We start from the raw sequence: 18,728 nt of genomic DNA, 5'->3' as shown, positions 1-18,728 counted from the left end.
CAGCACCTGATATTTATAAATGTTTGTTAAAACCACCTGAGACATCTATTGCCGAACCTGTGGTGTAAGATGCCAATGGTGATGCCAAGAAAACTAAAGCACGTGCTGGCTCTTCTGGGCGGCCTAAACGCTGCATAGGAATACCGCGATTTTTTGCGATATTGCCTGTCCACTCCTCCCATGACAGATTTAAATCTGAACGGGTTTCATAACGGCGTTTCCACTGCGCAGATTCGACCATACCGAGTAAAATCGAGTTCACGCGAACACCATATTGAGTAAACTCATGTGCCAAAGAATGGGTTAAGTTCAACAGTGCAGCGCGTGCAGATGAAGTCGCAATCATGTGCGGTTCAGGTTGCAATGCCAGTAATGAGTTCACATTGGTAATAGACGCATTTGCCGACTGTTTTAAGTCGTCAAGAAAAGCTCTTACCGGATGTAAAACACTGAAATATTTCAGCTCAATTTCTTTCATCCAGTCTTCATCTTGCGTATTTTCAAAATTTGAAACACGGCCTTGTCCAGCATTGTTAATGAGCATGTCTACATTGCCCAAATTGAGTTTGACGTCTTTAGCAAATTGCTGAACTTCTTCTTTTTTCAACACATTACATGCTTTGGTAAAAATATTGGCATGCGGATATTTTTCTAGAATATAGTGCTTAGAAGCATTTAAACGCTCTTCATCGCGACCACACCAAGCAACTTTTGCACCCTCTGCAACCAGTATTTCAACAGCAGCCAACCCAATCCCAGATGAGCCACCGGTAACAACTGCAACTTTTCCTTCAACTTGGAAGCTCATAATCCTTAATCTCTCTTACGATTGTTCCTGAATCGTCAACATAATTTGGTTAAATGCTTGCGGTTGGTCGACATAACTTAAATGTCCTGCATCTTCTATGACGAAGCGCTGTTCCAACTGCAATTCCTGAGCAAGCTCTTGTATACCTAACGCAGGAGTGATTTGATCTTGCTGCCCTGCAATGACTGTGCATGGGACTTTTAAATCGGTTAGGTAATTACGTATTTCGTCATATGCCAGTAAATACGATGCATGTGTGAAACCTTGTAGGGTCAATTGCTGCATCACCTCTGAAACTAAAGCTAAGGCTTGTGGCTCTTGTTTATAAATCAAATGAGGTCCACGGTTTTCGGCCATTCCTTTAGCGCCTAGTTCTTTCAACATTTTTGGTCTTTTTTCAAAAACCTGAATTTGTGTTTGTTCATCGTGGCGTTGGTAGCCTTGCGCCAAGTTAGCAACAACTAAGTGCTTCACTCGCTCTGGGTAAAGTGCAGCAAATGCACTGGCCTGTAAGGCACCTAATGAGTGTCCGACCACAGTTGCTTTTTCAATTTTTAAAACATCGAATAGCGCAGCCAAACGCTTTGCGTAATCGGTAGCATTGGGTTGATCAGTTAAAAGTTCATCTGATTTGCCATAGCCCGGCGCATCCCAGGCAATGACATGAAAATGATGAGACAGCACTTCAAGTTGGTTTACCCATGAAGCAGAACCTGAACTAATGCCATGCAACAGCACAAGGTACTCACCTTGACCGGCTTCCCGATAGGCTTGCCGCTGGCCTTGAACAGTAACGGTTTTCACCGGAAATTCTGCTAACTTTTCAATGAGTGTCATCATTTTCAATTCATTCCTTCATTCACTTCATCAAACAATTAACGTTTGATTTGAGACAATGGATGCTCTGGTGGATAGTTCGGAATGGTTGGTTTACCTGTTCCCAACATCACACACATCAAGGCATCTTCTTGACCTGGGTTAAAAAGACCACGATAGATTCCCGGTGGAATTGAAATCAGGTCACGCTCTTTTAAACGGGTCTCAAATTTTTCGCCGTTGTGCTCAATGAACAAATCAATTTCGCCGCGAAGCATAAAGAACACTTCTTCAACATCGTGGTGAATATGCAAAGGACCTTCACACTGTGCAGGCAAAACCATTGTGGAAAATGTGAAGTTTTCTGCTGGAACAGTGTTACCGTCATTTGCAACACCTGTTGCACCCGTACCCATGTAACGCATTTGTGCACGGCGATACTTCGGATCGTAATCTGCTTGGAACTTCAAAGCATCGAAGTCGTATTTACGTGTCTCAAAGCGAGCAATACGCGTATTTAACCAATCTTCTAAAGAAGCACCCTCTGGTTGTGCCCACGATTCGAATTGTTGTGTAGTCATTTTTTAAACTCCTATACAGTGAATTAATAACGTTTTAAAAGAGGAACCAAGAACAACGACCCAATGACAGCGACAGCAGCCAAGAAGCTAATTCCTAAATTAAAACTATGTGTTTGCATCACGATGTAACCAATAAGGACAGGCGCAATTGCACTTGCAAAATTACCTAAACCGTTAAATATTCCACCCGCAGTCGCCCCTACATTTGAGGTGGTTACTCGGGCAAGCAAAGCAAATACAGCTGCTACTCCAAAACCCCACGCCATCGCACTTAAAGACATGGCAGCAATAATCAATAATGGTTGAGTCATAATGACCATCACATACATGAAGATGCCCGCGAGTAATAAACCGCTAAAGACTTGAATTGCTCGGCGGCCTAACTTGTCAGATAAAAACGCACCGATGATTTCGCCAATTAACATGGCAATGAATGGAAAGCTTGAATACATCCCAAACTCTTTGAGATTGAATCCTTTGTCTTGCATAAGATAAGAAGGAACCCAGCTGTTTAAGCCCCACAAATAAGTCATTAATGCAATGTTAAAGAGGCAAACCAGCCAGAACGCGCTGTTGCTGAGCAGCAATTTAGTATTAGCAATGTGGCCTTTGAAATTGGTACGTTTACTCTCGCCCTCAATTTCGACAGTTTTCTTGAGCTGTAAGTTACGCAAACCAAAAACAATACTGAAAATGGCAATTAGGGTTAGCGCAGCCATCACAAAAAAAGTGGTGTGCCAGTCGTGGTGAGCTAAAACATTTGCCGTGATTGGAAATCCAAGGAATGCACCTATCGGAGTTCCAAGCAAAAACATAGTAGAAGCACGTGCCTGCTGACGGTCTGTATAAGTCTGCTTAACAATGGTGTATGCCAAAGCAAACAGTGGTCCTTCTGCCAAACCAAGTAGTACACGTAAAATCAACATGCCTGAATAACTGGTGGTGAAACCCATACAGAACATGAGTAAACCCCATGATGTTACGCTCCAGAACAGCATTTTCTTTGGGTTAAAAATGTCACCCAAGAAGCTTAGAAAAACCGATGAAAAGCCATAAGCAAGCAAGAAACTTGTCATGAGCCATCCAAGCTTGGCCTTATCTTCAGCAATTCCCATTGCAGTTTGAAAATGAGGATCTGAAAATAAAACCGCAATACTAATCTTGTCGAAAAATGCCAGTACCACACACACCATAAGGACAAAAGCAGGCACCCAATGCTTCAATCCACTTTTTTCTTCATTACTCATGCGTCATTCCTTCGATTTGGTAATGAGAACCAGATTTAATGCTTACGGTTTTAACTTCATGACATTAAATTCGGCATCTGCTAATAATTTTGGATATAAAACGGTGTTGGCTTGCATCCAACGTTTCGCCAGTTTGATCAGCTTCGAATCATTAATGGCAATCATATTCAGCAAACGATTTTCATGGTCGAGATATAAATAACTCACCTGATCCTCACCACCTTGGCGAATCACTACTTCTTTGGTTCTATCTGGTTGATACGTACCTAAAATCTGAATATTGAAGTGGTACTGATCAGACCAGAGCCATGGAATATCGGTATATTCAGTATCAATTCCGAGCATTGACTTTGCTGCTGCAATCGCTTGATTTTGTGCATTTGCCCAAGACTGAATGCAATAACCCAAGCTCGGATGAATTGCGACATCACCTGCGGCATAAATGTTTTGATCTGAGGTTTGCCCAAAACAATTCACCACAATGCCATCTTTCACATCGAGACCAGCGTGCACACCTAACTCTTTGGCAATTTCAGCACCAGCACCTACCACAACACAGTCAAATAACTGGCTATGTTGAGGATGATTTACCACTTCAACTTTGCGATCTGGTGCTTCAACCAAATGAAGACTTTTGCTGTCTAAATGAATTTTTGTGCCTTGTGTTTCATGCATATTTTTTAAAAATGCAGAAACTTCCGGACTCACACTTCTTGCACATAAACGGTCGCCATATTCAAAAACATGTACCTCTTTACCTTGCTTACGTGCAGTTGCAGCAATTTCTAAACCAATCCAGCCGCCACCAATCACAGCGATATTTTTTGCGTTCTTTAAAATTTCAGCCAAACGTTCACAGTCATGCACATTACGTAGGGTCACAACATTTGGAATAAACTGCCATGTATTGACGGGTACACGTGCACGGCTTCCAGTTGCAATCAGCAATTTGTCATACGGTAAAACTTGGCCACTTTCTAAATGAACCTGTTTTTGCTCACGATCGACTTTTGTCGCAATTTCTGGTTTATGCCATTGAACGTTGAACTCTTGAACCTGTTCAGGTGAGAACAGATTCAAACTCTCATAAGTAGCTTCTTTTGAAAGTACTTGCTTAGACAGTGGTGGACGCTCGTAAAACACTTGGTCTTCATTTGAAACCACGTGAATTTCGCCCGCATAACCATTTTGGCGTAAGGTACTTACTGCCCAACCCGCTGCCTGTCCGGCACCTACAATTACGATCTTTTCCATAGCCATCTTCCTTGTTCAGCCATACCTGTTAAACAGGCTTCACCTGACGGCGGGTTGTGTCATCAAGACCACCTTCAATCGCCCATTCAGTGAAAAGCTCTAGACGATGCTCTTCTACACGTGGCTGCCATTCTTCTGTCAAATAATCATCGTTGGTGTAATATTCAAACGCACCACCTAATGGCGAGTTGACGTACCAGAAATAAGCAGAAGAAATTGGGTGACGTCCCGGTCCAATAAAAGTTGACCATTCCGAACGATTCATATTTAAACCGCCTCCAATCACCTCATGGATATCACGTACTACAAACGCAACGTGATTTAAGCCAGCAGGTTTATTTGGAACACTGAGCAAGAATAAATCATGGTGATAACCTTCACCGCGGCAACGTAAGAATGCACCGCGATTTTTATAGGCATCAGATAAATGGAAACCTACTTTTTCAATATAGAAGTTTTCAGTTGTTGCCAAATCTGGTGTGAAGAACACCACGTGTCCAATCGCAACAGGCTGACCTTTTTCATAGACAGGACTTGCTGCATTAACACGTTGAATGTTGCCGTATTGGTTAATACCTTCCGTTTTGAGTTCAGAGACATCTTTAACAAAACTTTGTTCAAAACGAATCGTCATGCCATTTGGGTCAAGACACTGAACTGTATGTTCAGAACGTTTAAAACCTTCTACATCAGCCAAACGAGCTGCCAAGTCTTCAAGGTCTTGAGAATTATCAACACCCCAAGTGACTTCACGTAAAGTTGAGCCTTGTTCAATCGCAGGTGGCAAACGATCATCATCACAATTAAATAGATAAATCTTGCTGCCATTTTGAGTTTGGTATAAATCTGTACCTTCAATATCCGAAGTACTTTGGCTTAAACCAAAATCTGCTAGAAACTTGTTTGAAGCGGCTCTATCCTCAACTCCAAACTTTAAAATCTCGATCCCTGTAATCATTTGACTACTCCTTAGTTAAAGACAAAACCGCCATTGACCGGAATATTTTGACCTGTCACAAAAGAGGACAAATCCGACAGTAGATACAATGCTGTTCCATTTAAATCTTGTGGAAGTTGCTGACGTTGAATCGCTCTTCCCTTGACATATAAATCGTGACGTTCTTGAGGCACATACTCGGTTGCTTCAACCAGAGTAAGTCCCGGTGACAATGTGTTGACACAGATATTAGATTGTCCCAACTCTCTTGCCATTGAACGCGTCATGGCAACAATTGCACCTTTACTCGCAACATAAGCCATTAGGTTCGGTGCGCCCCAAAGTGCTGTATCAGAAGCAACATTAATGATCTTGCCTGCAGCCGATTGCTTTAAATGGGGAACACAAGCCTTACTAATGAGCCATGTGCCTTTCACATTAATATTCATGACCCGATCCCAAAGTTCAGGATCGTAATCAATCATATTTTTTCCACCAACATTGGTTGCCAGTGCCGCGCAGTTCACAAGGCCATCTAGTCCTTGGAGTACGTCAACACTTTTTGCAACCGCATTTTCAATAGAGTCTGCATTGGCAAGGTCAACGGTAACAGCATGAACATTCAGTCCTTGTTTTTGCAAAGCTTGTGCTTCTTGTTGCACCAAGTCAGATAAAATATCTGCCATTACAACCTCAGCACCAGCCTCGGCAATAGCTTGAGCAAAATCTCGGCCTAAACCACGTGCAGCACCAGTCACTAAAACTTTTTTGCCTTGCAACAACGCTACATTAGCCATGAGCTTCTTCCTGCATCTCAATACGGTTTGATGCATTTAGCGCAGCAATTTTCTTTAATTGCTTTTCAGCTTCTTTTTTCATTAAACGACGTAAACGAGCAAGGCCAACATCGTGTTGATAGAGGAATTCTTGTTCACGTGCCTTTGGCGCAAGGTTTTCTAAAATAATTCGGTCTTGTTCCAATACATCCCAATGCAACTGCTCTAAATGATTGCGATACAAGAAGCGCCATACATTACGTTGCCAGCCACTCACCTTACGGCAGCGCCAGAAAAATACGCGGGTATTGTTAGCATCAATTGGCGTTGCATAGCCCACGATCCAGAACTCACCACCTGGGCCAAATTGTTTGCGGTATGGAATTGACAGACGTAACCAGCTCGCACCTGTTGAACCATATTCAACCCAATCGAAGTTCACACCTAATTGACCTTCTTTTTCAAAAATAAAACCATTATCGGTGGTGCGGTGCTTCATCTCTGCGGTACGATCACCATCTGCCATCGAGTGCGATGTCGCATGTAAATAACTACCATGCATTGGGTCCATCACGTTATCAATCGCGTATTGATGGTTTACTTTCCAGTCTGCTTGGCAAAGGAACGCACTCCACTCTTCACTTGCAAGTTGCTCTGGGAACTCAAGCGGTGCTGGTTGTTCATTTGCATCAATACCAAACCAAATAAAGATTGCACCATGCTGCTCAATTACTGGATAGTTCTTTAAGCATTTAGTTCCAGTCATTGGACATTCATGAACTGCTGGCACATCGGCAACCACACCATCAGCACGAACTTCAACACCGTGATACCAACAAGCAACTCGGTCACCCAAGTTCCAACCGAGGGAAAGACGAGCGCCGCGATGTGGACAGCGATCTTCAAGTGCATGAACCTGCCCTTCAGCATCACGCCAAACCACAATGTTTTCGCCTAAACGGGTAATTCCGACCGGATTAGCAGCGACTTCCCAACTTGCCAAAACCGGATGCCATTGGTCACGTAAACCAAGTTCTAAATATTCTTCAGCACTTTGTGAAGTTGATACGATTGCGTTCATTTTATTCTTCCCTGAATCAATAACCTAAACGTTGCATTTCTTCTGTAAAGCTTGCAGAAGTCCATTCATCACCAGATTCACAGCGGAAACCCTGTTGATTAAGTGCAGAAACAACATCATCTAGCGCTGTTGCACCCGCAGAGAATGCTTGAATCAAGTTCTTTACAAAATCTTGCTCGTAGAGAGTCGGTTCTTTATAACGTGTCTGCCAAACCAACAATTCAGATTGACCAGGAATTTGAATATTGTTGATACCTGCTTCGGTTGCTGGCGTTGCATGAATCCAGCTTGCTAACTTTTCATTAAATGTCTTCATTGTTCTGCTTCCTTGTACATGTGAGGACTAGAGTTGAATTTGAATATCCTGTCCTTCAACACGAACTGGGTACGTACATAGGTTTCTACACCCGGGCCCACTTTTTAGCTCACCTGTCTGAATGTCAAAAATTGCTTCGTGCAATGGACATTCAACAGTTTGATCTTCGATAAATCCTTCGGTTAATAAGGCATACGCATGAGGGCAAACATTTTCGATAGCGAAGTAATTTTCATCGACAAAAAATACGCCAATTTTTTTTCCTTCAACTTCGATAGCCTTCGGCTCATCTTCGCTAACGTCACCCTGCTGACAAACTGAGATCCAACTCATACTTTGCGTCCTCATTTTGTTTTATATACAAAACTTAATTTCATTTTCAAAACACAAGCAAAGAATAATACTCTTGGTTAATTTTTGTCAAAGTAAAAATAATGATAAAAATCACTGTATTAATTCATTTTAAATAATTTGTTACGTTTCAAAAAGAAAACTTTGTTTTAAATATAAAAAATGTTTTATGCGATCTTTATAATTACAATAGTTCTAAAATAAAGCATAATGCCCCAATTCGAACCCTTTTTTATTTATAGGAAAACAACACAAATGAGCCTAGAGATTGAAGAAGATTTGCAAGAATCAGAAACGACAAAAAATGATGATCGATATTTAGTACCAGGGCTTGTGCGTGGTTTAGCCATCTTGCAAGCATTCAATCAACAAGCACAAGAAATGACGATTACAGAAATTGCCGAAATTTTGGAAGTGAACCGTTCTAGTGCATTTCGTCTTATTTATACACTCGAAGCTTGTGGCTATTTAAGGAAAGCATCCCAAAAAACTTATGCGCTTGACTCAAAAGTTATGGAGCTTGGTTTTAACAGTTTATCGAAGCTTTCATTACTCGACTTATCCACTCCTTTAATGAAAGAACTACGTGATCAGACCAAACTCGCAGTACATCTGACTGTTTTGGAAGGTACACATATTGTTTTTGTAAATAACGTTCAATCAATGGGTACTTTTACCAGCAATATTAGTTTAGGTACTCGCTGGCCAGCCCATGCTACCGTTATTGGTCAAATGTTATTGTCAGATTTACCAGAGGCAGAAGTACGACAACGCTATCGTAATTTCAATGAGTGGGATAGTTTCTCAGAACTTACCCCAACTAACTTGAAAGCACTCTTACAAAAACTAAATTATGTAAAAACCCAAAAATCGATGGTGAGCTGGGGTCATTACAATCATGATATGGCTGCTTGTGGTGCTCCTATTTTCAAACAATCTAATGGAAAAATGGTGGCGATCCTTTCGGTGAGCTGTCCAATTACCACTTATGATGAAAAAACCTTTAAAGAAGATATCGCCGCTCTGGTCATCGCAACGGCAGATAAAATTTCAAAATTTATTTATTAAAAAAAGCGACGTTAAGTCGCTTTTTTGTACTTTTATTTCATCAATTAAAAATTACGCTTAAAAATTTCACCATTCATGTCCTGAAAACTCAGTGTCGAATGGCTTTCTTTAATATCAAATTTTAAATACTGCTGTTTAAACCGTACTACTGCATAAAACTCTTCGGCTCCATCATCTAAACCTGTCACAGAGACCTGAGTGCCTTGTGGAAAATCTTTGAGCCATGCAGCCTTATAGAAATCTGATACTGAATTAAAATCTATATATTTTGTTGGTTCAGCCATAATTTTTTGGGCCACTGCATCAAACTGTTGCTGTTTATATATGACTAAATTCAGGATCATGGTTATTCTTAAAAGTTAATTACTAGCAGTCATCAATAGAATGCGTATAGTAATGTAGTTTTCCATTACGGAAATGAAAATGTAAGCCATCATTACTCCCTTTCCAAGGAAAGATAGAGTAAGTATGATTTTCAGACATAACTATCTGCTTACCAAAAAACTTTTTAAACTCATTCTCAGAAGTTAAATGATTAAATAATCGGGGACCATACTTTAGACCATTTTGCTGGCTTACATATACCTTATCTATAGAACCCGTAGAGAGTACCACTCCATCGTCATATACCCATTGATCTGGAAAATAACCACCATTGCATTCATCAGCCTCACCTTTAATAACCTGCTTTGGCTTTTTCAGGTTATTTAAAGGAATATCAAAACTGTTCAATACTTTACCATGCCATAAAGGTTTAATATTTACTTGCGCATAAGAGGTCGTTGCTACTAAAAAGCCAATACAAAATAAAAATATATGAGTTAAATTTTTCATAAAAATCCAGAAATTAATGATTTAAAAGTTTTGCGCCTTAGTCTTATTAATAATCAAACCTTTTTGTTTGTCTTTCATAATGATTAAGGGAGATCCAACTTTTTTAATTTTGGTATTATCCAAATATTTTTTCTTCTGTAAATAAATCTGTCTGTCTTTAATAAAGCTATCTATGGAAGTTTCATCATCCGTATAATAAGAAATATCTTGTGTATAAATATTTGACCAATTCGCTATCCAAAAAATAATGAAATTTCCGCCACGCTCTTGATAGTTGTCTATTGCAAAAGTTTCGGAATCAATTTTATGTATAGTCTGGCCTGCTATTGAGGATATATCCTGAGTTTGCGCTTTAAAATAATAGGTTTTATTTTTATCTAAATGAATAGCAAATACATTATAGCCTAGCGCATCAGCTATATCAGGCTTAAAGCAAGAATAGCTTTGTATTTTTATCTGTGCCGTCTGTATAACTAATTTATTATTTTCAACAGGTTCATCTTTCTGACATGAATCAGGTAATTTACTGAGCTGGTTTAAAGGAATAGCATTAACCTGAGCATTTGCATAACCAGAAAAAAGAAATAAACAAAATAAAAGTTTTTTTAAAGTATGAGTCATCAAATAGTTTCCAAACAGGATTATTGTTTTAATATTTTCTCATACATTAAATAGTTTTTTTAAGATCTATATGATCAACCTGCTTTCTTTTAACCTTTTCCCATTGATACCAACCATAAGCTGCCATTAATACAAAGGCTGCATATAAGGCTGAAGTTAAAAATAGATCTTTATAAATAAACATACCCACATAAATAATGTCGACAAATACCCAAAGTATCCAAGTCGCAATATGTTTTCGACTCGTCCAATAAGTTGCAAGCAAACTAAATGCGGCAAGCTGCGAGTCGAGCATAGGCACTGCTGCATCAGTAAAGTTTTTAAGTATCAAACCAAACAGTAAGCCGCCTATCGCAGCAATGATCATTTGGATAATCGCGGTTTGAACTGCGATAGGTTCAATTCGAATGTCGTGATCTTGCTGCTTTCCTTTGAGCCAATAGTAAAAACCATAAAAATTTACAGCCATAAAAAAGAACTGCAAAATCGTTTCACCATAAAGTTTAAATTCGTAAAACAAATAGGCGTATAGAACAAAGGCAAAGAAATTAAACAGCCAGCACCACATATTGCGAATTACAGTTAATCCGACTCCAATTAGACTAATTAAGACCGCAAAGATTTCTAGAGGTGACATAAGAGCAGCTGCTTATTGAGATCAATTTGACGAGGTATTATGAGAAAAATATGGGCCTAAGCAAACAACTAATTTAACGTATTCAACAAAATCTATATCCCACGCTTGAATCTAATTTGCACTTTTCTATTTATATGTTATAAAAATATCATCTATATTTTTAATATACTTATCATGTTTTTATCTAAAGCCCATTATTGTCTAGCGCGTCAATTCCACGCCTCAGAGATGATGCTCTGTGTGGTCAATTGCCGACGTCCTTATTTCGGACAATCTGGCGCTTTGAATAAAAACATCAAGAAGTTACTTACATAATATTTTCTCTGATTTTTCTTAAAAAGCCGCCATAAAAAGCGGCTTTTTTTATGTCCGTTCATCCTACAAAACATTACTTTATGGAGCTTTATATGAAGCCTTTATTTGAACAACAGAGTACGTCCAGCCCGCAGATTCAGCCGGCTGTAGCATTACCTTCATCTCCGACTCGACTCGCTACAGCCGGCCAATTTATTGCGGTCATTGTTATTTGGTCGCTTACACCACTCGCCGCCGTATGGACAGTACAAGAACTTCACTGGGCATGGGGATTATTCCTTCGCTTTAGCATCGCTATTCCGATTGCTTTACTATGTCTAAAGTTTTTCCGTTTAAAACTGATCTTTAGTAAAAAAGCGGTTTTAAGCTACTGTGCAGGAGCCATTGGTTTATTTGGTTCCATGGCTTTTTGCTACATGGGTGCAGATAAAGTTCCATCAGCCATTATTTCAATTATTTACGGCACCTCTCCGTTAGTATCTGGGCTTGTCAGTTCTTTTGTATTAGGGCGTGAGCGTTTTTCATCATGGCAGTGGCTTGGTCTCGGTATTGCGCTTGTCGGGATGAGTTTTACATTAGGGCTATCTTCATCAGGTTTTCAGCTCAACAGTATTGGTATTATGCTAGAGCTAATCGCTATGCTGTTTTATGTATTGTCGACTTTTGCCGTAAAATCTGTCGGAGCGCATATTCACCCCATTATACAAATGACGGGTTCTAGCCTTGTCTCGTGGGTAGGTTACGCATGCTTATTGCCTTTCTTCTGGTCACATCTTCCAACTGAACTTCCAAGTCTGAAAATTTCACTAGCGGTCTTCTATAGTGCTGTCTTTTCTTCTGTACTTGCCATGATTTTTTATTATCAACTCATTAAGGTACTCCAACCGACTACGGTACTACTTATTACAATTATCACCCCTGTTTTAGCCACCTTTTGGGGAACATGGTTCAACCATGAACAACTTAGCTCACATCTTGTTTTAGGTTTAATCCTGTTATGTCTAGGGCTATTAATGTATTCAAGGCGCTCTGCATAATCTTGCTCAACCTGATACATCTATACGTCAGGTTGACTTTTGACGAGTATTGACAGCATGCTTTTATTTTCACTTACCAAGTCATCAACAAATTGTATTTGATCGTTTTTAAATGATTGTTTAAAAGATAATGAAACACAAATAAAGAGCGCGACAATATGTCAAATCAAGAAGGAAAAGTCAGCCGTGAAACTCGAGGACATATTTTTTTAATTGGTTTAGATCGGGCAGCAAAACGCAATGCCTTTGATAGCCACCTCATTAAAGATTTATCTCTAGCGCTTACAGAATATGAAAATAATGATGCTCTGCGCTGTGCGATTATTTTTGCTCATGGCGACCATTTTACGGCGGGTTTAGATTTGGTTGAGTTACAACCTAAGCTTGCTACAGGCGTGTTCGATTTTAATGATGAAGAAATTAACCCATGGGGTACAGTTGGCCGAAAACTGAGTAAACCATTAATTGTAGCTGTACAGGGCTACTGTTATACCGCGGGTATCGAACTATTTCTTAATGCAGATCTTGCAATTGCAAGTGAAAATACTCAATTTGCGCAAATTGAAGTCCAACGTGGCATCTTACCTTTTGGCGGCGCGACTGCTCGCTTTACTCAAGCTGCTGGCTGGGCCAAAGCGATGCGATATTTACTTACAGGTGACCCTTTTGATGCAAAAGCAGCATTTGATATGAACCTGATTACAGAAATATGTCCTGAAGGGACGGAGCTTAACCGAGCAATAGAACTTGCTGAACATATTTCCCAAGCGGCCCCACTTGCTGTAAAAGCCACTCTTGCCTCTGCACGCGAAGCCATTAATGAAGGCTATGAGGTTGCTTTTGATCAATTGCAAACTCATTTACAGCCTTTGCTAACCACAGAAGATGTTCAAGAAGGTGTCTTTGCCATGCTACAAAAGCGTCCACCTGTTTTCAAAGGTAAATAAAGACTACTCAGACACACACACCCTTCAAGATTTAAAACTTATTACTCTCTAAAAACATATATAAAAAGAAAGCCCACATGATGTGGGCTTTCTTGAATTAATTTGGCTTATTCAACTCTAACAATTTTACCAAATTCATCGTGGTGAACTATCGTAATTTTTTGGCTACGTCCCTGCTCAATTTCTTGCTCAGGTAAATCAAAGTAGCGTGCATAATCATCTGTCTGCTTCATGTCAAGTTCATCACCACCCACACGGCGTTCAGGCAAAATATGGCTCCATAGCAACAAACCAATTGCACAAGCAATGAGTGCTGTAAAGCCATGCTCAATTCCCACACCAAAGGCACTAAATAAACGGTGTACCAAATGTGTTTTTTGTAGTTCAACCAATAGCCATACAAACACGAACGGACGCCACAACAACAACCAACCGCCCCACATCATGGCTGTGCTTGTTGTAGAAACATAGCGCTTGTGCCACGGTAATTGACGACGTAAATCAATAATCAACGAATTTGTCTTCATTTCTCTTTTACCTAACGAAGTGCTGCGGTTTTCCCCAGACATCAATACAGCACGATCTTTAAAATCTCATGACTCTTGCATTTCATCTAACGAATGCCCCGATCCGGGCTCACCCAACGTGCTCGTTTCTCATCTCCACGTCGTAAGACTTTTGGAAATGCCACAATGGTTGCCGAAATGGTGATTAGCCAAAAGACCAATGGATACCAAATCATCCAGAAATAGTTTTTTCCTAGATTCGGTTCATAACGACTATCCATCCATTTGCTTAAAGCAAACTGAATTAGACAGGTTGCCCCCAATAAAATACCTGTACCATACGGTAAAAATGGGGAACTCACAACGGCTAATGCAGGGACTGGGAAAATAAAATGTACCAACCACAATAAAGCCATTGCCAGCATTAAATATGACCAGACTAAAGTTAAGCAAAGCTCAAACATTAAAGGCCATAAAAAATTCAGTTTTGGTTTGGTGAACACATCAATATTTTTAATTAATACCTGTGCCCCACCCATTGCCCAACGTAAACGCTGTTTCCACAATCCGTTTAATGTTTCAGGCATTAAAATCCAGACCAAGGCATTCGGTTCAAAACGAATGTCCCAGCCTGCACGTTGCAATTTCCAAGTAATATCGATGTCTTCGGTCAACATATTTGGTGACCAATAATCGACTTGGTGAACAGCACTTTTACGGAAAGCCGTAATTACACCAGACACCGTAAACAAACGACCAAATGTACGCTGCGCACGTTTAATCATTCCCACAATCGAAGAAAACTCACCGACTTGAATACGTCCTAACAAAGTTGAACGCGTACGAATACGTGGGTTTCCAGTTACGGCTGCAACTGTTGGATTCTGAAGAAAATGACGAATCATCCATTTTGCTGCATGCGGGTCAAGCAAAGCATCCCCATCGATACCAATTAAAAACTCGGCATCGGTCATGAGGCTACCAGCCTGTAAGCCCATTGCTTTACCTTGGTTTTGTGCAAGGTGAACAACACGAAGTTTTTCGTATTGTTCAGCTAAACGATCTAGGACTTCACCCGTATTATCCGAACTACCATCGTTAATCGCAATGACTTCAAAATTAGGGTAATCCAATTTTAAAGCGTGACTAATGGTTTCCTCTGCATTATCACCTTCGTTAAAGCAAGGAATAAGTACAGCAACTTTCGGATAGCTTTCTAATGGAGCCGGTTGATCGTAAGGTGGAGCCTTACGTTCTTTCCAATAGAAAATGATCGCACCAATCATCCATAGATATGACATAAACAATGGATAATAAAAAACGAACTTTAGAGCCTGCGACCATATTGCAGCAAAGATTGTCATGTTTCAGCCTCGTCTACGGCACAAGACGAGATGACTTTTCAGCAAATGCTTTATGCATCACGTTCACGTCCGGATGATCTTTAATTGGGTCATCTGGGTAATATGCAACATGCATTGCACCTTGTTCATAGAGAGAGTGAATTGTCGCAGCCATTTCAGTTGAAGGTACCTTTTCGTTATTACGCCAGTTCGTTGCTTGTAGCTCAAAAACTGTTTTCTTAATGCCATTTGGATACTGTTTCACACGATCAACCATATCTTTATAGAATTGATCTTGGTTCTTCACTTGCTCCATATAAGGCATCGCCATAATAGCAGTAAAATCATAACGGTTTAATGACTCTTCAAGTGACTGAGAGTACCAATTTTCCGCATATGGTTTTAAAGCCACTTGTGCATATAAATTACGTGCTGTAAGCAGGAATGGCTCATACTGACGAACCTCACCAACAAGCTCCATCGCAAAATCATCTAAATATCTTGTTTTATATGCAGTCCACTTCTGCAAATCTTCGTCATTTGCACGAATTTTTGCCAAGTCTGTTGGTAAACCTTGTTTCGCATAAGCTTTTAAGGCATCTGGGCTTGCATCTTCATAATCAGACAGAGTCACATCGTCATGGAATAAAATTCCATTGAAAGACGATGACTTCGCTAAATCTTCATATATTTCACGGATAGTTTGACGCGCTTCAGGTGAAAAAGGGCTTAAACGAATGTATCCCATATTGAGATGCTCACTCGTTTTATCCTGCTGGGTTACAACCAAGTCTTTTGATACAGGATCAGTTTTTGGTAGTTCCCATGCCAATAAAGGCATCCACGCATAAATACGGCTTACAGGCGTACGTGTTTGAATTTGCCATGCAACACGGTTGAATAAATCAGCACGCATAGGAATATGTCGATTTGGGAAGTATACCATATCGGCAGAACCATTAGCATCTGCATCAGAGAAAGCTTGTAAATAAACCGTGTTTACGCCCATCGCATTAATACGGTCGAGTAGATTACCTAAATTACGCTCTTGTTGTTTCGGATCTGGATCATAAATATAGTCCAGATCAACATGCATAATTTTTTGCGGGCGATTGTTATCCGTTAAGTTTAATTCACGGTTTTTAATCTCTTGAGCCAAATCATTGGTACTCATTCCGCCTTCTACCAAAATACGGCTCATATTCTGTAGAGACTGTTTAGCATGATCTGCCCCATCATCAAGTGTGATGGTAATTGGCATACCAAGCTTTTTAGCAATCTGGACCGTTTGCATATTGTAGCGACCGTATGGCCAAACCATAATACGTGGCGAACGTATACCATGTTGTTTGAGCAACTGATTATTCTTTTTTAAATCATTATAGATTCGAGCCTGATACTGGCTGTCGTTTTCATATGTTTTAGTTTTATCATCATAAAAACGTGTAGTTGCCGCAGGTTCAGAGTTTCCTTGTGGATTACCATTAATACCACGGTGTAAGTGATAGCTATGGCTTGCAATTTCAACAAAACCGCTATCTTGCATCTCTTTAAGTTCAGGCCAGCTTAAGATTTTATCACGTGAAATTTCTTCACCAGAAAAATCTACCTTCTGATTTTCTTTTGGCTCTAACCATGAACCAACAACAGCAAGTACTACTGGTATTTTCTTAGCCTTAATCACTGGATAAGCATTTTGATAAAAAGTCTGATAACCATCATCTACAGTTAATAAAACCGGTTTGCTTGGCAGTGCAACTTTACCCTGATGAGCACGAATTAGCTGATCTACAGTAATAAAATGGAAACCGTTTTTTTGCAGCCAATCGATATGCTCACTAAATTGTTTCGTAGTCACCGCATATTGAGGAATTAAGGCATTCTTAGTATCGGTAATTTCATGATAGCCAATAACAGTAAGTTCTGAAGCATCTATTTTAGGAGGAGCAGCTAATGCCATACCTGACAAGCCTGCTAAAGCCAAGCCAAGCGTTAGATTCAACAAAGGAGATGCAAAGCGGGTAATCATGAAATAGCGTCTCAATAGCAATATAGATTATTTATGTGAAATTTAAACTTAAGAACTAAAACCGACGTCTATTTAGCCCTTAAGTTTAAACTGCCCAAAATGAACAGTTTTTCAGTTCACCTTTATAATCAAATAAACTGAAAATAATCTTAAATATTCAAAAAGCTAAAATATAAATAACGAATATATTCATATTTAAAGCTTATATAAAAAAATCAAACGGTAAAATTTTGATTTCATTCATCGCGAGTTTTTACGTCAAATAACTCAATTTCAAAAATCAAATTTGAGTTCGCCGGAATAACTTTGCCCATTTTGCGTTCCCCATAAGCTAAATGCGCAGGAACAATAAGTTTACGTTTTCCGCCAACTTTCATTCCCATGATGCCTTGGTCCCAACCTTTAATCACACGGCCTGTTCCAATGACGCATTCGAAATAATTTCCGCGGTCAATTGAAGAGTCGAATTGAGTACCGTCTTCTAACCAACCTGTATAGTGAGTGGTAATTAAGGCACCTTTAACCGCTTCCTTACCTTCGCCTACTTTTAAATCGATAATTTCTAATTCAGTGATCATAACATTTCCGTTTCATTTAAATTCACAGCCCAGACTCAATCTTTAGTCTAGCAACTAGTTTTGTAAATTTTGTTGCGCTTTCCAATTTTACTGTAATTGGGTCCACACTACATTTGCTTGGCCATTCTCGCCCAGTAAAGTCCACTCGTTGTCCATAACGTTTAACTGTAACTGCATCGTACGTTCACAAAGCTGTTCTAACTCTGCTGTACTTTCAGGTGCAATTTGCCAAACTTGGACATTACTTAATGTTTTAATTTTACTGTTTCTCTTCCACCAGTCTTCGACCTGTGAACCATACGCAACAATTGCTACAGCTTTACAACGTGCACTGGCTTTTTTCACTTTATCTTCAGAAGGTAAACCGACTTCAATCCAATTTTCTAACTGACCTGTTAAATCTTTTTGCCAAAGTGCAGGCTCATCAGTTTCAAAAAGGTCTTTAGTAAATTCAAGACTGTCACTTGCAAAACGTGCAAATGCCATAACACGAACCATTAACCGTTCTAAAGTTTCTGAAGGATGCAATGCAAGCGTCAATTGATAATCGCCATAGATATGGTCATCCATATTGGCAATATTCAAGTCTGCCTTATAAATTGTTGCTTTAAGCGCCATGGTTAATATGTCCAAAAATTTGGCGCTA

Annotated in this window: 22 protein-coding genes; 3 read left to right on the top strand and 19 right to left on the bottom strand. The window is 39.7% G+C overall.

Features of this window, described 5'->3' with window-relative positions:
• Positions 1–13: 13 nt before the first annotated feature.
• The 10 genes from ACLCEG_RS15565 to ACLCEG_RS15520 are packed head-to-tail and all read right to left on the bottom strand — an operon-like array spanning position 14 to position 8,149.
• Positions 14–808, bottom strand: a complete 795-nt coding sequence (locus tag ACLCEG_RS15565; protein WP_005803011.1) for an SDR family oxidoreductase — start codon at positions 806–808, stop codon at positions 14–16.
• 15 nt (positions 809–823) lie between these two features.
• The gene (locus tag ACLCEG_RS15560) at positions 824–1,648 is read right to left on the bottom strand and encodes an alpha/beta fold hydrolase (RefSeq protein WP_410568212.1); all 825 of its coding nucleotides are present in this window, start codon (positions 1,646–1,648) and stop codon (positions 824–826) included.
• Between the two features lie 35 nt (positions 1,649–1,683).
• Positions 1,684–2,205 (bottom strand): cupin domain-containing protein, encoded by a 522-nt coding sequence (locus ACLCEG_RS15555; protein ID WP_019456955.1) that lies wholly within the window; start codon positions 2,203–2,205, stop codon positions 1,684–1,686.
• 23 nt (positions 2,206–2,228) lie between these two features.
• On the bottom strand, positions 2,229–3,452 hold the full coding sequence (locus tag ACLCEG_RS15550; RefSeq protein ID WP_019456954.1) for an MFS transporter: 1,224 nt from the start codon (positions 3,450–3,452) through the stop codon (positions 2,229–2,231).
• 42 nt (positions 3,453–3,494) lie between these two features.
• Positions 3,495–4,706, bottom strand: a complete 1,212-nt coding sequence (locus ACLCEG_RS15545) for an NAD(P)/FAD-dependent oxidoreductase (RefSeq protein ID WP_410568210.1) — start codon at positions 4,704–4,706, stop codon at positions 3,495–3,497.
• A gap of 28 nt (positions 4,707–4,734) precedes the next feature.
• Entirely contained in the window at positions 4,735–5,664 is a 930-nt protein-coding gene (locus ACLCEG_RS15540; RefSeq protein ID WP_198071510.1) for a VOC family protein, read from the bottom strand.
• Between the two features lie 11 nt (positions 5,665–5,675).
• Positions 5,676–6,440, bottom strand: coding sequence for an SDR family oxidoreductase (locus ACLCEG_RS15535; RefSeq protein WP_410568207.1), 765 nt, complete (start codon positions 6,438–6,440; stop codon positions 5,676–5,678).
• Positions 6,433–7,500: a Rieske 2Fe-2S domain-containing protein gene (locus tag ACLCEG_RS15530; RefSeq protein WP_410568205.1), complete on the bottom strand. Its 1,068-nt coding sequence runs from the start codon at positions 7,498–7,500 to the stop codon at positions 6,433–6,435. The genes ACLCEG_RS15535 and ACLCEG_RS15530 overlap by 8 nt, the downstream gene beginning before the upstream one ends.
• Before the next feature lie 16 nt (positions 7,501–7,516).
• Positions 7,517–7,816: a recombinase-like helix-turn-helix domain-containing protein gene (locus ACLCEG_RS15525; protein ID WP_019456951.1), complete on the bottom strand. Its 300-nt coding sequence runs from the start codon at positions 7,814–7,816 to the stop codon at positions 7,517–7,519.
• Between the two features lie 27 nt (positions 7,817–7,843).
• Complete coding sequence (locus tag ACLCEG_RS15520; RefSeq protein WP_000118513.1) at positions 7,844–8,149, bottom strand: non-heme iron oxygenase ferredoxin subunit; 306 nt, start codon at positions 8,147–8,149, stop codon at positions 7,844–7,846.
• A 273-nt stretch (positions 8,150–8,422) separates the two neighbouring features.
• On the opposite strand from ACLCEG_RS15520, the gene ACLCEG_RS15515 reads away from it, so the two are divergent.
• Entirely contained in the window at positions 8,423–9,235 is an 813-nt protein-coding gene (locus ACLCEG_RS15515; RefSeq protein WP_410568203.1) for an IclR family transcriptional regulator, read from the top strand.
• Between the two features lie 44 nt (positions 9,236–9,279).
• Here ACLCEG_RS15515 and ACLCEG_RS15510 read toward each other — a convergent pair whose 3' ends face one another.
• Genes ACLCEG_RS15510 through pnuC form a run of 4 tightly spaced genes read right to left on the bottom strand, consistent with a single transcriptional unit; the run spans position 9,280 to position 11,327 of the window.
• Complete coding sequence (locus tag ACLCEG_RS15510) at positions 9,280–9,579, bottom strand: hypothetical protein (protein WP_410568201.1); 300 nt, start codon at positions 9,577–9,579, stop codon at positions 9,280–9,282.
• A gap of 22 nt (positions 9,580–9,601) precedes the next feature.
• The gene (locus ACLCEG_RS15505; RefSeq protein ID WP_191105577.1) at positions 9,602–10,069 is read right to left on the bottom strand and encodes a hypothetical protein; all 468 of its coding nucleotides are present in this window, start codon (positions 10,067–10,069) and stop codon (positions 9,602–9,604) included.
• A gap of 21 nt (positions 10,070–10,090) precedes the next feature.
• On the bottom strand, positions 10,091–10,690 hold the full coding sequence (locus tag ACLCEG_RS15500; RefSeq protein ID WP_191105578.1) for a hypothetical protein: 600 nt from the start codon (positions 10,688–10,690) through the stop codon (positions 10,091–10,093).
• A 46-nt stretch (positions 10,691–10,736) separates the two neighbouring features.
• Complete coding sequence (gene pnuC, locus ACLCEG_RS15495) at positions 10,737–11,327, bottom strand: nicotinamide riboside transporter PnuC (RefSeq protein ID WP_134262887.1); 591 nt, start codon at positions 11,325–11,327, stop codon at positions 10,737–10,739.
• A 407-nt stretch (positions 11,328–11,734) separates the two neighbouring features.
• On the opposite strand from pnuC, the gene ACLCEG_RS15490 reads away from it, so the two are divergent.
• Both ACLCEG_RS15490 and ACLCEG_RS15485 read left to right on the top strand, forming a co-directional pair.
• Positions 11,735–12,679 (top strand): DMT family transporter, encoded by a 945-nt coding sequence (locus ACLCEG_RS15490; RefSeq protein ID WP_347913363.1) that lies wholly within the window; start codon positions 11,735–11,737, stop codon positions 12,677–12,679.
• A 158-nt stretch (positions 12,680–12,837) separates the two neighbouring features.
• Positions 12,838–13,626, top strand: a complete 789-nt coding sequence (locus ACLCEG_RS15485; RefSeq protein WP_410568198.1) for a crotonase/enoyl-CoA hydratase family protein — start codon at positions 12,838–12,840, stop codon at positions 13,624–13,626.
• A 107-nt stretch (positions 13,627–13,733) separates the two neighbouring features.
• Here ACLCEG_RS15485 and pgaD read toward each other — a convergent pair whose 3' ends face one another.
• The 5 genes from pgaD to ACLCEG_RS15460 all read right to left on the bottom strand — a co-directional run bounded on the left by pgaD (position 13,734) and on the right by ACLCEG_RS15460 (position 18,700).
• Positions 13,734–14,153, bottom strand: a complete 420-nt coding sequence (gene pgaD, locus ACLCEG_RS15480; protein WP_004703183.1) for a poly-beta-1,6-N-acetyl-D-glucosamine biosynthesis protein PgaD — start codon at positions 14,151–14,153, stop codon at positions 13,734–13,736.
• 86 nt (positions 14,154–14,239) lie between these two features.
• Positions 14,240–15,496 carry a poly-beta-1,6-N-acetyl-D-glucosamine synthase gene (gene pgaC, locus ACLCEG_RS15475; protein ID WP_004703185.1) on the bottom strand — a complete coding sequence of 419 codons (1,257 nt, stop codon included), beginning with the start codon at positions 15,494–15,496 and terminating at the stop codon, positions 14,240–14,242.
• A gap of 13 nt (positions 15,497–15,509) precedes the next feature.
• The gene (pgaB, locus tag ACLCEG_RS15470) at positions 15,510–17,504 is read right to left on the bottom strand and encodes a poly-beta-1,6-N-acetyl-D-glucosamine N-deacetylase PgaB (protein ID WP_077170080.1); all 1,995 of its coding nucleotides are present in this window, start codon (positions 17,502–17,504) and stop codon (positions 15,510–15,512) included.
• Between the two features lie 236 nt (positions 17,505–17,740).
• Positions 17,741–18,082 carry an FKBP-type peptidyl-prolyl cis-trans isomerase gene (locus tag ACLCEG_RS15465; protein ID WP_212511810.1) on the bottom strand — a complete coding sequence of 114 codons (342 nt, stop codon included), beginning with the start codon at positions 18,080–18,082 and terminating at the stop codon, positions 17,741–17,743.
• An 87-nt stretch (positions 18,083–18,169) separates the two neighbouring features.
• The gene (locus tag ACLCEG_RS15460; RefSeq protein WP_004703190.1) at positions 18,170–18,700 is read right to left on the bottom strand and encodes a YaeQ family protein; all 531 of its coding nucleotides are present in this window, start codon (positions 18,698–18,700) and stop codon (positions 18,170–18,172) included.
• Positions 18,701–18,728: the final 28 nt, after the last annotated feature.

This window comes from Acinetobacter sp. H1(2024) (assembly GCF_046557555.1).
GTDB lineage: Bacteria > Pseudomonadota > Gammaproteobacteria > Pseudomonadales > Moraxellaceae > Acinetobacter > Acinetobacter seifertii.
This window is presented reverse-complemented; position numbering and strand designations above follow the sequence as displayed.

Excerpts from the sequence above, each read along its gene's own strand:
- ACLCEG_RS15565 (WP_005803011.1), bottom strand. The coding sequence starts at position 808 with ATGAGCTTCCAAGTTGAAGGAAAAGTTGCAGTTGTTACCGGTGGCTCA.
- ACLCEG_RS15560 (WP_410568212.1), bottom strand. The coding sequence starts at position 1,648 with ATGATGACACTCATTGAAAAGTTAGCAGAATTTCCGGTGAAAACCGTT.
- ACLCEG_RS15555 (WP_019456955.1), bottom strand. The coding sequence starts at position 2,205 with ATGACTACACAACAATTCGAATCGTGGGCACAACCAGAGGGTGCTTCT.
- ACLCEG_RS15550 (WP_019456954.1), bottom strand. The coding sequence starts at position 3,452 with ATGAGTAATGAAGAAAAAAGTGGATTGAAGCATTGGGTGCCTGCTTTT.
- ACLCEG_RS15545 (WP_410568210.1), bottom strand. The coding sequence starts at position 4,706 with ATGGAAAAGATCGTAATTGTAGGTGCCGGACAGGCAGCGGGTTGGGCA.
- ACLCEG_RS15540 (WP_198071510.1), bottom strand. The coding sequence starts at position 5,664 with ATGATTACAGGGATCGAGATTTTAAAGTTTGGAGTTGAGGATAGAGCC.
- ACLCEG_RS15535 (WP_410568207.1), bottom strand. The coding sequence starts at position 6,440 with ATGGCTAATGTAGCGTTGTTGCAAGGCAAAAAAGTTTTAGTGACTGGT.
- ACLCEG_RS15530 (WP_410568205.1), bottom strand. The coding sequence starts at position 7,500 with ATGAACGCAATCGTATCAACTTCACAAAGTGCTGAAGAATATTTAGAA.
- ACLCEG_RS15525 (WP_019456951.1), bottom strand. The coding sequence starts at position 7,816 with ATGAAGACATTTAATGAAAAGTTAGCAAGCTGGATTCATGCAACGCCA.
- ACLCEG_RS15520 (WP_000118513.1), bottom strand. The coding sequence starts at position 8,149 with ATGAGTTGGATCTCAGTTTGTCAGCAGGGTGACGTTAGCGAAGATGAG.
- ACLCEG_RS15515 (WP_410568203.1), top strand. The coding sequence starts at position 8,423 with ATGAGCCTAGAGATTGAAGAAGATTTGCAAGAATCAGAAACGACAAAA.
- ACLCEG_RS15510 (WP_410568201.1), bottom strand. The coding sequence starts at position 9,579 with ATGATCCTGAATTTAGTCATATATAAACAGCAACAGTTTGATGCAGTG.
- ACLCEG_RS15505 (WP_191105577.1), bottom strand. The coding sequence starts at position 10,069 with ATGAAAAATTTAACTCATATATTTTTATTTTGTATTGGCTTTTTAGTA.
- ACLCEG_RS15500 (WP_191105578.1), bottom strand. The coding sequence starts at position 10,690 with ATGACTCATACTTTAAAAAAACTTTTATTTTGTTTATTTCTTTTTTCT.
- pnuC (WP_134262887.1), bottom strand. The coding sequence starts at position 11,327 with ATGTCACCTCTAGAAATCTTTGCGGTCTTAATTAGTCTAATTGGAGTC.
- ACLCEG_RS15490 (WP_347913363.1), top strand. The coding sequence starts at position 11,735 with ATGAAGCCTTTATTTGAACAACAGAGTACGTCCAGCCCGCAGATTCAG.
- ACLCEG_RS15485 (WP_410568198.1), top strand. The coding sequence starts at position 12,838 with ATGTCAAATCAAGAAGGAAAAGTCAGCCGTGAAACTCGAGGACATATT.
- pgaD (WP_004703183.1), bottom strand. The coding sequence starts at position 14,153 with ATGAAGACAAATTCGTTGATTATTGATTTACGTCGTCAATTACCGTGG.
- pgaC (WP_004703185.1), bottom strand. The coding sequence starts at position 15,496 with ATGACAATCTTTGCTGCAATATGGTCGCAGGCTCTAAAGTTCGTTTTT.
- pgaB (WP_077170080.1), bottom strand. The coding sequence starts at position 17,504 with ATGATTACCCGCTTTGCATCTCCTTTGTTGAATCTAACGCTTGGCTTG.
- ACLCEG_RS15465 (WP_212511810.1), bottom strand. The coding sequence starts at position 18,082 with ATGATCACTGAATTAGAAATTATCGATTTAAAAGTAGGCGAAGGTAAG.
- ACLCEG_RS15460 (WP_004703190.1), bottom strand. The coding sequence starts at position 18,700 with ATGGCGCTTAAAGCAACAATTTATAAGGCAGACTTGAATATTGCCAAT.